Annotated in this window: 10 protein-coding genes; 8 read left to right on the top strand and 2 right to left on the bottom strand. The window is 40.8% G+C overall.

What is annotated here, in order from left to right; all coding sequences use genetic code 11:
* Window positions 1–62: 62 nt before the first annotated feature.
* Window positions 63–809, bottom strand: coding sequence for a tRNA (guanosine(18)-2'-O)-methyltransferase TrmH (trmH, locus tag EGC80_RS00590; protein WP_124013810.1), 747 nt, complete (start codon window positions 807–809; stop codon window positions 63–65).
* 300 nt (window positions 810–1,109) lie between these two features.
* Here trmH and EGC80_RS00585 point away from each other — a divergent pair, with 300 nt between their 5' ends.
* The 8 genes from EGC80_RS00585 to EGC80_RS00550 all read left to right on the top strand — a co-directional run bounded on the left by EGC80_RS00585 (window position 1,110) and on the right by EGC80_RS00550 (window position 10,667).
* A complete protein-coding gene (locus EGC80_RS00585) occupies window positions 1,110–1,496 on the top strand; it encodes a ribosome recycling factor family protein (protein WP_124013811.1) in 387 nt (128 codons plus the stop codon).
* 287 nt (window positions 1,497–1,783) lie between these two features.
* Window positions 1,784–2,878, top strand: coding sequence for a zinc-binding metallopeptidase family protein (locus tag EGC80_RS00580; RefSeq protein WP_124013812.1), 1,095 nt, complete (start codon window positions 1,784–1,786; stop codon window positions 2,876–2,878).
* Window positions 2,879–3,029: 151 nt separating this feature from the next.
* Window positions 3,030–4,484: a circularly permuted type 2 ATP-grasp protein gene (locus tag EGC80_RS00575; protein WP_124013813.1), complete on the top strand. Its 1,455-nt coding sequence runs from the start codon at window positions 3,030–3,032 to the stop codon at window positions 4,482–4,484.
* Window positions 4,481–5,407 (top strand): alpha-E domain-containing protein, encoded by a 927-nt coding sequence (locus EGC80_RS00570; protein WP_233768573.1) that lies wholly within the window; start codon window positions 4,481–4,483, stop codon window positions 5,405–5,407. The genes EGC80_RS00575 and EGC80_RS00570 overlap by 4 nt, the downstream gene beginning before the upstream one ends.
* Before the next feature lie 590 nt (window positions 5,408–5,997).
* A complete protein-coding gene (cspE, locus tag EGC80_RS00565) occupies window positions 5,998–6,210 on the top strand; it encodes a transcription antiterminator/RNA stability regulator CspE (protein ID WP_101032744.1) in 213 nt (70 codons plus the stop codon).
* 511 nt (window positions 6,211–6,721) lie between these two features.
* Window positions 6,722–6,952: a hypothetical protein gene (locus EGC80_RS00560; RefSeq protein WP_101032743.1), complete on the top strand. Its 231-nt coding sequence runs from the start codon at window positions 6,722–6,724 to the stop codon at window positions 6,950–6,952.
* 331 nt (window positions 6,953–7,283) lie between these two features.
* The gene (locus tag EGC80_RS00555) at window positions 7,284–9,470 is read left to right on the top strand and encodes an OsmC domain/YcaO domain-containing protein (protein ID WP_124013814.1); all 2,187 of its coding nucleotides are present in this window, start codon (window positions 7,284–7,286) and stop codon (window positions 9,468–9,470) included.
* Window positions 9,471–9,758: 288 nt separating this feature from the next.
* A complete protein-coding gene (locus tag EGC80_RS00550) occupies window positions 9,759–10,667 on the top strand; it encodes a LysR family transcriptional regulator (RefSeq protein ID WP_101032741.1) in 909 nt (302 codons plus the stop codon).
* Between the two features lie 69 nt (window positions 10,668–10,736).
* On the opposite strand, the gene EGC80_RS00545 is transcribed toward EGC80_RS00550, so the two are convergent.
* A complete protein-coding gene (locus tag EGC80_RS00545) occupies window positions 10,737–11,858 on the bottom strand; it encodes a DcaP family trimeric outer membrane transporter (RefSeq protein ID WP_124013815.1) in 1,122 nt (373 codons plus the stop codon).
* Window positions 11,859–12,011: the final 153 nt, after the last annotated feature.

The raw sequence follows: 12,011 nt of genomic DNA, 5'->3' as shown, positions 1-12,011 counted from the left end.
TAAGTTAATTCTTGTTTGCGATCAGATAAGCTGATCCTAAATAGTTTGTTGGCATTATACAATCATTGAATCAGCAGGGTTTCGTCAGGGGTTGAATCAATCTCGCTCTTGGCTAGCAGCGCTTGTGGGTCAGGGGCGCGCATTCGCTGCCACCATGCACTGTCGGCGACAATTTGCCCTTGCAGATCGATAGCGGGGTAGGGGATTTGTTTACGGCGACAGGCATTGGCGTAGATGGGATGACCTTGTTCAAACAGCATAGTTTGGCAGTAAACGTGGTCAAGTTTACGAGTGCCGTACATATTGGCTTGTTCGCGTTGGCGCTGGGCTTCATACATTACTAATGCGGCAGCCACTGACACATTGAGTGATTGCACCATGCCTCTCATGGGGATGATGATGTGTTGGTCGGCCGCTTCAATCGCTTCTGCGCTGACGCCATCACGCTCATTACCCATTACGATGACGGTTGGCTGGGTATAATCTATCTCGCGAAAATCCACTGCAGCATCTGAAAAAGTGGTGGTTAACACCTGCATTTTTTGTGCTTTAAATGCGTGATTAGCTTGAGCAAATGTGTCGTGTTTGACTGTGTTAACCCACTGTTGGCTTCCAGAGGCGGTATTACCAGATACCCGCATATCAATATCGGGCCACACGGCATGAATTTCATAAATTCCCACACAGTCAGCAGAGCGAAGAACCGCCGCAATATTATTAGTCATATGCACTTTATCAAGGCAAACCGTTAAGTCGACTTGTCGATTATCAAGCATCTGATTTATTCGGGCAAAACGTTCTGGGCTCATGGGGCAATTCTACTTAATGTTATTCAACACATTTTAACCTTTGCTTTCAACAAAAAAGCGCCCAATACGTCTGAAAATCGATTAATATTGATAGCAAGGTGATCATTCGTGCGCCATTATAACGTTAAAATGCTAACCCTAAAACGCCATTGATCTCAGCAAGCGCATTTTTAGATGATCTGTGTTGCCAGAAATCACAATATCTCTTTTTAAATTGATGCTGATAAGTGATAGAGAATAACTATTTTTTTAGCTAATCAAGCTAGCAAATTCCAACCCAATAGATTTTCACCGTAGGCCATGACCGAAGATATTACTATCCGATTACCTTCTCTGATCCACCGAATAGGCGGCGAGAAAACCAAGCAAGCTAAAACGATAGCGCTGCAATATGACTGCGAGGTTAAGCGTGTGCGTCGATCTCGACATTGGGGGGTATCAGGTGAGGCTATTAAGATTCAGTCGTTTACAGAGCGATTAAAATTAGAAAGTGATGTTAGTTTTGGTTACCTTATCCACAAGATTGAAACCGCATTGCTTGGTCATGCCGACAAGTTAGAACCTTTAGAGGCAAAGCTTATGCGTTTGATTAATGACCAGCCAAATATCACCTTGGGCGAACTGACTCACCTTACTCAATGCACCATGGCAGAAGCCCGGATCGCACGTTTTAATATCGAATTATGAGCTTAAGTTGACTATTTTTATTATAATACACTAATGATTGCCCCTAATATCTATTGGATTATGGATACTCATCAGTTACCCATTAAATCAATAATCTTGAGATTATTGATTTAATGGTAAACAAGTTGAAGCGTGATGTTGAAGCGCTTTTTCGATAGGCTTTTTACTCAAAAAAACAGCTTTTTTGGGGTTATTAATGGTGCTGAATGGCCATTGCGCTTAACTCTAAATTAGCCCATGATGCTGAGTTATGTTCAGTTTGAGTTTGTTCATTAAGGAATTCACGTTTGAAGACGTTTTCTTGTCAATGTGGAAGCACTTTACACTTTGCTAATAGCAAGTGCGTATCATGCAGTTTGCTATTGGGGTTTATCCCCGAAGAACAGCAACTCAGTGCATTTACTAAAAACCGTAACGGGCAACTGCAAGCATCCAGTAATGGTTTGTTATATAGGCAGTGTAAAAACTATTCCCAATATGATGTATGTAATTGGATGGTCCCGATTCAAGATAGCCATGAGCTATGTGTGTCTTGTCGTCTGACAGAAACCATACCCAATCTTGCTGATGAAAATAACATCAAGTTGTGGTTTCGTATGGAGCAAGCTAAAAGACGTTTGCTGTATACTTTGCTTAAGCTTAATTTGCCGGTGATTAACCGATTTACTGACCCTATTTCTGGTTTAGGTTTTGCGTTTTTAAAAGATCAGGTCGAGGATGAATTTGGCAATGAATTAACGGTTAAGAACTATGTCTCTACCGGGCATAATGCTGGGTTGATCACCATTAATTTAGATGAGGCTGATTCGGCTTCCCGCATTCAGATGCGGGAAATGATGCAAGAGCGCTATCGCACTTTGGTCGGTCATTTTAGACACGAGTCGGGTCATTATTTTTGGGATCGCTTGATAAAAAACTCTCCTCGCTTGGATGAGTTCAGAGCGTTGTTCGGCGACGAACGCTTAGATTACGCCGATGCCATGCGCCAGTATTATCAAAACGGACCTTCTAACAATTGGCAAAATGTGTGGATAAGTGCTTATGCCAGTATGCACCCATGGGAAGATTGGGCTGAAACGTGGGCGCATTATTTACACATGGTCGATACGCTTGAAACCGCCAATGACTTCCAATTTAGTGTATCGGGCAACCTAGTTGCTAACCCGTTAGTGAATTCGGCTGATTACAGCCAAACCTATACATCGACTAGCTTCACCCATTTGTTTAATGATTGGTGCCGGTTAACCGCAGTGCTAAATGCTTTGAATCGCAGTATGGGGATGGACGATGCCTATCCATTTGTTATTTCAATTACCGCGCTAGATAAACTGCGTTTTGTTCATGAAATTATTACCGGCGATAACGGTGATATCTCAGCTTAAATCAAGCAAATTGTTAACGAGAGAAGGCTATGTTTTTGCCAATAAAGTGTAAAATATATTTTATACTTTGTAAAAAAAAATGAATTAATCCGATAAAAATTCTAAATTATGCCTATAATGGTTGTTTGAAAAGCAACCAAAGAGGGTATATATGACTATTGAATGGAATGATTACAATGTCGTCAACTATCACGACGAACTCGTTAAGAATCATGGGGTTCCAAGACCCTACGCTATTGATTTGTGTCATTACTTAAGCTCTCTTTCTGACTCCGAAATCATTGAATATAAAGCGGCTGCAGATTCAGCTATTCACGTCATGGGTATTACTTTTCGGGTATACAATGATGAAGAAGGCTCAATCGATCGCGCATGGCCGTTTGATATTATCCCGAGATTAATCGATAAAAAAGAATGGCAACAAATTGAGATAGGACTGAAGCAGCGAGTGAAAGCGCTGAATATGTTTATCAATGACTTATACAATGAGCAAAATATTATTAAAGATGGGGTTTTCCCCGCTGATTTGCTGAATAAATCCAAGAACTTCTTACCGCAATGTAAAGGATTCACCCCGCCACTTGGCATTTGGGCACACATTTGCGGCTCTGATTTGGTCAGGGATAATGAAGGTACCGTGTATGTGCTGGAAGATAACTTAAGAGTGCCTTCTGGTGTGTCTTACATGTTGGAAAATCGTTTAGTGATGAAGCGAGTTTTTCCAGAAATGTTCGAAAAATACAGCATTTTACCCATTGATGATTATCCATCTCAGCTTTACGACATGTTAGCCGAAATGTCCCCCAGAGAAATTGAAGAACCTGAAATAGTGGTTCTTACCCCAGGTATTTATAACTCAGCCTATTTTGAACACGCCTACCTTGCCCAGCAAATGGGAGCCGAACTCGTTGAAGGCAGTGATTTGGTGGTTGAGGACGATAATGTTGTCTATATGCGTACTATTGAAGGCTTATCTCGAGTGGATGTTATTTATCGTCGAATTGATGATGAGTTTCTTGATCCTGAAGTCTTTAACCCTGAGTCTACCTTAGGCGTGCCGGGTCTTATGCGTGCTTGGAAAGCTGGCAATGTTGCATTAGCCAATGCGCCGGGGTCTGGCGTAGCCGATGATAAAGTCGTGTACGCCTATGTGCCTGAAATTATTAAATACTACTTGGATGAAGATGCACTGATAGCCAACGTGCCCACATACAAGTGTTTTAATGATGAAGAGCGTGAATACGTGCTCAACAACATTGACAAAATGGTGGTTAAACCTGCCAATGAATCCGGTGGCTATGGCATGTTAATTGGACCTCATGCTTCAGTAGCAGAACATGAAGAATTTAGAGCGTTAATTACTGAAGACCCCAGGAATTATGTCGCTCAACCTATGCTGATTTTATCTACTGCTCCAACGTTGTTTGATACTAAAGTAGAGCCTCGTCATCTGGATTTGCGCCCCTTCATTCTTAGTGGTAAGAATGTCACGGTCACCGCAGGTGGTTTGACTCGAGTCGCAATGCGCAAGGGGTCTACCGTGGTGAACTCGTCACAAGGTGGTGGCAGTAAAGATACTTGGATTGTCGATATGGAGTCATTATGAGCATGCTTTCAAGGGTTGCCAGTACCCTATACTGGCAGGCACGTTATTTAGAGCGAGCCGAAAACACCGCGCGCTTAATCAATGTTAACTCTCATATGCTATTGGATTTGCCCAAAAGTGTGGTGTTAGGTTGGGAGCCGATTGTCGATATTTTGTCTGATCGTGAGTTGTTTTATTCCTTACATGATGACGCAACCGAGCATGCGGTTATTAGCTTTATGGTTACTGACAAAGCAAACCCAAGCTCTATTATTAGCTCTATTAGCGCCGCGCGTGAAAATGCTCGTACTATTAGAGAGATTATTCCACGGGAAGCTTGGGAACAAATTAATGCGTTATACCTATATGCTATGGAAAGTCAGCATGAAGTGTTCTCTCGACACAAACGTTATAACTATTTAAGCAAAATTATTTTAGGTAACCAAACTATCACCGGTATGTTGTCTGGAACCATGACACATGATGATTGTTATGAGTTTCTTTGCATCGGTAGCAACATTGAACGTGCAGACATGACTACTCGGATCATCGATGTGCGCTCCGCTTCTTTGTTGCCTGATATCGAGCATGAGCAATCGGCTTTTGACAATATTCAGTGGATGAGTGTCTTAAAATCGTTAACGGGCTATCAAATGTATCGCCGAGAAGTGCGTTTACGTATTAATCGAGCCGATGTGTTGAAGTTTTTGCTGCAAGAAGAACACTTCCCTCGTTCATTAAGGCATGCATTACAACAGATTGAAGCCAGATTAGAACGCTTACCTCGTAATCATGATATTACTAAGGCGTTGCAAGGCGCGAATCAACAGTTGATGTCTGCCAAGCCGGAAAAGCTTAAACAGGACAAGCTTCATGATTTTATCGATCTAATGCAGATTGAGTTAGATAATTTGCATGACAGCATCAATCAAACCTATTTTTAGTCACATAGAGATAGTCTGCAGTATCGTTTCATAGGAAACGGGTAAATTTATCCTAGTCGTCTTATCCCACCTTTTTTGGCTTTATAATTAAAATGTGGGGTAAGGCTGATATTTTTATTCAGAACAAAAACATTAGCAAAGTGATTTTTTGTGACCGTTAATCAAATGCGTTTATAAATAAACCTAACTATCCGCCTCTAAGTTACTGTAATAAATAAGTTATTGGTGGTTATTTTGCTTAACTGCTGCTGAGGTACTTGGCCTTTTTGTTGCGTTTTATCGTGGTAAGTTGGGGCTGTTTACTAAAATCAGATGCTCAGAGCATTCATGTTTAAGTCATGTTCACCATCATTTTAACGATTTTACACATTAAGCCTTTACAATATCCAAAACTACTGTAATATATCTCGTGCTCTGACATTCAGAGTTATTAATGAACATCAAGTAAAAGAAAAGCCTTAGAATCTCTTCGTTATCGTTGTTATCCTCTGTGTTTCCCTTAGCTTCATCGTGACATTCAATAATTCAAGCTCGAGCGCATCGCATTTTCGCGACAGATTGATTAAATTTAAATATATAAGGGACACAAAATGTCTGATAAAACAACTGGTTTAGTAAAATGGTTTAACGAAGATAAAGGTTTTGGCTTTATTACTCCTGATAATGGCGGCGCTGATGTGTTTGTTCATTTCCGTTCAATCACTTCAGAAGGTTTCAAAACTTTAGCTGAAGGCCAAAAAGTTTCTTTCGATGTTGAGCAAGGCCAGAAAGGCCCACAAGCTGCTAACGTAGTAGCTGTGTAACTCGACTTTGTAAGATAACGCAAACGGTTTAACGACTGTTTGCGTTTTTTTATGTCTATAATTTAATGATTTATCCTTTTTCAATATGCTAAGTATCTTAAACAGCTTAAGTGCCTGCAATGCTTTTAAATATATTCAACATAGTTAAGCATTTATAATAGTTAAGCATTTATAATAGTTAACTACTTCCAATATCTCCTTTTTATCCGTTTTATCCGTTTATCCTTTTCTGCATCGATTGTTAATAAAACGCCTGAATAAAAACACATAAGCCCAACTCCAATTTCGACTATCCTTAAATTAACGGGGATCGCCATTGCTGGGTTAATGCGCTTTAAATTGAATAGCTTGCGCCGCTCTGAAGGGTTCAGATAATAGATCTGATTGGCATTATGCTCACGCTATCGATCCACTCTATAATTCCCCAGTTTCTGTTGATCTGGATCAACGCTTAGGATCGTAAATCAATTCATTATATTAGCTAAGTTGAATGCTGGTGGGTGAAGTCATAATGTCAGATAATAAACTCATTTTAGTCTTAAAATTATGCATCACTATGGGCATTAGCTTAATTTTGTTAGGGATTTATTGCCATAACTTCAGTGAAACGATTGAGATGATGGGCGTCAAAGGGATTATGATTAGTGCTATGTGTGTCGCCATTGGTATGGCGTTGTCATTGCCGACTAAAATGTACCTGACCTTTATATTGGTTAAGCGTGAAACCGAAAAAAGCCAATAATCAATTGTGGTTGTCTAGGAGGGGGCGGACTGCGTCCTGCTAGGGACAGCTTCGCGCTAAAACTTATAGCATCTAGCAGCGAAGCGACCTAGAACCTAGGAATAGTGATACCTTGGCGTTTGAATAGAAAACAGTGAAATCCTCAAGGTATTCTGTCTTAATAAGGATCTCCACGACTCGCTTTGCAACTCACTAACATCGTTTATTCCGCGAAATCGCTTTGTTGTGATCATTTATTAATTAACTCAAGACTCTTGGGTCAAAAACACCGATAATTGCCCCTAATTATACAAGCAGGCCGATTGGCTGCGCACGACTGTGGATATATTCAATGGAAATCAAAGTAAATTTTCTCGACAACCTGAGACTCGAAGCTAAATTTGACGACTTTACCGTTACGACCGATCAACCTATTCGCTACAAAGGTGATGGTTCAGCTCCCAGTCCTTTTGATTATTTCTTGGCTTCGTCAGCCCTTTGTGCAGCCTACTTTCTCAAGGTGTATTGTAAAGCTCGTGATATTTCGACTGAGAATATCAAACTATCGCAAAACAACATTGTTGACCCTGAGAATCGCTACAACCAAATTTTTCAAATTCAGGTTGAATTACCGGATGATATTTCCGATAAAGATCGCGAAGGTATTTTACGTTCTATCGACCGCTGTACGGTTAAAAAAGTGGTACAAACGGGTCCTGAATTCAAAATCGAAACGGTTAAAAAACTAGACGCAGACGCCAATGCCATGCTGATGGGCCAACCCGACGGCGATGCGAGCACGTTTATTTTAGGCAAAGATTTACCGCTTGAACAAACCATTAAAAACATGACCGGCTTGTTAGCCGACCTGGGTATGAAAATCGAAATATCGTCATGGCGCAACATTGTGCCTAATGTTTGGTCTTTACATATCCGTGATGCAGCGTCACCAATGTGTTTCACCAACGGCAAAGGTGCGACCAAAGAAAGCGCGCTATGCTCGGCTTTAGGTGAGTTTATTGAGCGTCTTAATAATAACTTTTTCTATAACGATCAATTCTTTGGTGAAGAGATCGCTAATAGCGAGTTTGTCCATTATCCCAATGAAAAATGGTTCCAACTGGAAGAAGATGACGTGCTTCCTGCTGGCATGTTAGATGAATACTGTTTAGACATCTATAATCCAGACGATGAGCTATGTGGCTCACACTTGATTGATACTAACTCAGGCAATATTGATCGCGGTATTTGTGCGATTCCGTATACTCGCCAATCAGATGGCGAAACCGTGTTTTTCCCGTCTAACTTAATTGAAAATCTATTTTTAAGTAACGGCATGAGTGCGGGTAACAACCTGCAAGAAGCGCATGTTCAGTGCTTATCTGAAATTTTCGAGCGTGCGGTAAAACGTCAAATTATTGAGCAAGAAATTATTCTGCCAGACGTGCCAATGGCTGTGTTAGAAAAGTATCCAAGTATTTTAGCGGGCATTAAAGGGCTTGAAGCTCAGGGCTTTCCTATAGTGGTGAAAGATGCTTCTTTAGGCGGCCAGTTCCCAGTGATGTGCGTGACATTGATGAACCCAAGAACCGGTGGTGTATTTGCTTCATTTGGTGGCCACCCGAGTTTTGAAGTGGCGTTAGAGCGGAGCCTTACCGAGCTGTTGCAAGGCCGCAGTTTTGAAGGCTTAAACGATGTGCCAAAACCGACCTTTAATAGCATGGCGGTCACTGAGCCAGAAAACTTTGTTGAGCACTTTATCGATTCAACAGGGGTGATTTCTTGGCGCTTCTTTAGCAGTAAGTTTGACTATGAGTTCTGTGAATGGGACTTTACCGGCACTAGCGAAGAAGAAGCCAAAGGCTTATTTGGTATTTTAGAAGCCATGGGTAAAGAAGTGTATATTGCCGAGTTCACTGATTTAGACGCTTCTGCTTGTCGTATTTTAGTGCCTGATTATTCGGAAGTTTATCCTGTAGACGACTTGATTTGGGATAATACGAATAAAGCACTAGATTACCGCAAAGATATCTTAAACCTGCATTCATTAAGCACTAAAGCGTTAGCTAAGTTAGTTAATCGTTTAGAAGAGAGCCAGTTAGATAACCATACCGATATTCGAACCTTAATTGGCATTGTGTTCGACGAAAATACGGCTTGGGGCCAGTTAACCATTATTGAATTGAAGATCCTGATTTATCTCGCGTTAGGTTCCCACGACGACGCCATTGAGTTAGTCGGCGAGTTCTTACAGTTTAACGACAACACTGTTCAGCGTGGGTTGTTCTATCAAGCAGTAAACGCTGTGCTTGAAGTGACCTTGGATGAAGACTTAGAGCTTGAGCACTTTATCGGTAACTTTAACCGCATGTTTGGTCAAGAAGTCATGGACAATGTGGTGGGGTCAGTTAATGGCACGGTACGCTTTTATGGCCTCACAAAAACCAGCATGCAGCTAGAAGGCATTGAGCCCCATTTACGCTTGATTGAAAGTTACAAAAAACTGCATCAAGCCCGTAAAGCGAAAGCTGGGATATAAATACTCATTGAGTTGAGCGCCAAGCGTAAGTTCATTGTGATAAAAAGAGTAATAGCGAACCAAACGGTTCGCTTTATTTTTTGTTGAAGCTAATAATCCTAAAAACCATCCATTCATGTTCATCTCCAAGCACTAATATTACTTTATGGTGAGCCTCCCCATAGGCAATGAAAATAAATATTGTTCACAAAGTTGTAACCATACAATCTACATTATTTTTTACTTCTGGTATTATGTCGCAAATGAAATTTATTTTTTCTTTTTGTGACATAATCGAAGGCTAATAGCATGGTGGCAAAAGCGGATGACATAATTTTATTTGTCATGGTTGTAGAAGCAGGATCGTTTACAAAAGTGGCTGAAAAGCTCAGTTTGACTAACTCAGTGGTGAGCAAACATATTGCAAGGCTTGAGCAAGATGTGAATACACAACTGCTCTATCGCACCACAAGGAAATTAGCCTTAACGGATGCAGGAGCAACATTTTATGGTAAAGCGCGATTAGCCAAAATAGCATTTCAAGAGGCGGCCGATGCGATATCTGGCTACAGTGATGATGTGCGAGGCACGATCAAACTGACCATTCCAGTAGTGCCAGCAAGGTTAGTATTAAATAATGCATTAGCTGATTTTTGTCGTGATTATCCTAACGTCGATGTTGATTTGACCATAGCTGACCAATTCGTTGATATTCTTGATCAAGGTTATGATTTAGCGATAAGAACGGCTCATCTTGTTGATTCGTCTTTAATTGCAAGGCGCTTAATTGATTCCGATTGGTTGGTGTGTGCCACACCTGAATATTTAAAACAAAACGGTACTCCACTGGCCCCGCAAGATCTGGCTAAACATAGCTGCTTACTTTATCACTATGAAAGTAGTGGCGTGGATCAATGGGTATTTAAAAATGCTGAGGGTAATTACACGGTAAATGTGCAGGGTCGATTCCGATCAAATAACCTTGAGTCGTTAAGGCAAGCAGCGTTAGCGCATTTTGGTATTGCTTATCTTCCCCAAGCGCATATTTATGAAGATTTACAGGCAAATAACTTAGTCGCTTTACTGACTGAGCATAGTGGCAAAGATTTAGGCATTTATGCGGTATACCCGAGCACAAGACTGCCTGACAAAAAAATTAAATTATTGATTGAATACTTTCGCAAAGCTTTTCACTCAAAAAAGGATTATTTTTACTAATTAGCAGTATAAATAAAAACTCGATAGATACTGCCCGTAAATGAGCAATACCTATCGTAGTCTGGGAACTTAGAAAGCGTATTTAGCAGATAATTGTAGATAGTCTGAATCTATGTCAGTCATGCCTTCATCTTCAATGGCATAATTACCTAGCTCGACACCCACACTTAACTCAGGGGTAACGTTAGTGATTAAGTTAACGCCCCAATGTGCGCGACTTTTGTTTGTCTCATCAGTTTCTGCTGTGCCATAAAATGCGGTAGAACGCAAAGTATCAGTCCAGAAATGACGATAAGCGACAGTAAATGCAGTTGTTGACTCTACTACTGTTTCTCCTTGGTCATCAGTAACAATATCTGGTGTCATACCAGCAGCAACATATCGGCCAGAGTCACCTACGGTAACTTGGAAACGTAAATCGTCTTTACCAACCGTTTTAATCACGCCGCCTACATTGGCTGCCACGGCAACCTCATCAATTCCGCCTTGGTCCACTTTTCTAACAAGCGCCCCTACAGATAATTGACCCCAGTCCGCTTTATGATCGTAACGGCCGACAAAATCTGGGATAGACTCATCTTTGTCGGCTTGATCGCCAGTTACACCGACACCACTTGATGATGCACCAATACTTCCGTTGCCATTGGTTTCTGGATTTTCAATAGAAAATTGCCAAGCGCCATAGGTGTAGCGTAATTGTGTTTGTCTAATAAACACTTCGCCAACATGTGGTCCACCAAAATCTAGCGCTTCTGGTAATGCATGTAATGGCATAAATGTGGTCCAAGTTTGACCGGCCAACCAGTTTTTATAACTAATAAAAAAATGTCTTAAACGTGGGTTTGAAGAGTTACTCACTACTTCGTTACCGCCACCACCGTACATATCTACTTCAACAAATCCAGATATATCACCGTGTTGAACTTTTAAATTTACGCGTGATTCTTTGACATTAAAACCCGTATGAGATGTATCGACAGGTACACCTGATGGGAAGTTAGCAATCCAATAATCTTGATAAGCAATATCGCCATTCACATGACGGACATCCACTTTTGCATAGCCACCCAAGGTCACTTTAGTATCTTGTCCTGCAACAGTATCAGTCATTAACTCTATGCCAGCATTAGCTTGCATGCTTGCAGCTAGTGCTGTGAGTAAAAATAGGTTTTTGTATTTTTTATGTGTCATTTGTTATCCCTCTGTTTCCCCGAAAGCGAAGTGCTAATGTAAAGGGATTTGTTAAAAGGGTAAACTATGTTAATGGACAATGACTTGTTCCAAAAACGCTATAAATAGAAAATCTGCTTATTAATTTACGATAATCGATTAAATAGGAATGAG

The sequence above is a fragment of the Shewanella psychromarinicola genome, from assembly GCF_003855155.1.
GTDB classification, from domain to species: domain Bacteria; phylum Pseudomonadota; class Gammaproteobacteria; order Enterobacterales; family Shewanellaceae; genus Shewanella; species Shewanella psychromarinicola.
Note: the sequence above shows the minus strand (reverse complement) of the source record. Positions and strands in the feature narration are given on the sequence as shown.

Excerpts from the sequence above, each read along its gene's own strand:
- trmH (WP_124013810.1), bottom strand. The coding sequence starts at position 809 with ATGAGCCCAGAACGTTTTGCCCGAATAAATCAGATGCTTGATAATCGA.
- EGC80_RS00585 (WP_124013811.1), top strand. The coding sequence starts at position 1,110 with ATGACCGAAGATATTACTATCCGATTACCTTCTCTGATCCACCGAATA.
- EGC80_RS00575 (WP_124013813.1), top strand. The coding sequence starts at position 3,030 with ATGACTATTGAATGGAATGATTACAATGTCGTCAACTATCACGACGAA.
- EGC80_RS00570 (WP_233768573.1), top strand. The coding sequence starts at position 4,481 with ATGAGCATGCTTTCAAGGGTTGCCAGTACCCTATACTGGCAGGCACGT.
- cspE (WP_101032744.1), top strand. The coding sequence starts at position 5,998 with ATGTCTGATAAAACAACTGGTTTAGTAAAATGGTTTAACGAAGATAAA.
- EGC80_RS00560 (WP_101032743.1), top strand. The coding sequence starts at position 6,722 with ATGTCAGATAATAAACTCATTTTAGTCTTAAAATTATGCATCACTATG.
- EGC80_RS00555 (WP_124013814.1), top strand. The coding sequence starts at position 7,284 with ATGGAAATCAAAGTAAATTTTCTCGACAACCTGAGACTCGAAGCTAAA.
- EGC80_RS00550 (WP_101032741.1), top strand. The coding sequence starts at position 9,759 with ATGGTGGCAAAAGCGGATGACATAATTTTATTTGTCATGGTTGTAGAA.
- EGC80_RS00545 (WP_124013815.1), bottom strand. The coding sequence starts at position 11,858 with ATGACACATAAAAAATACAAAAACCTATTTTTACTCACAGCACTAGCT.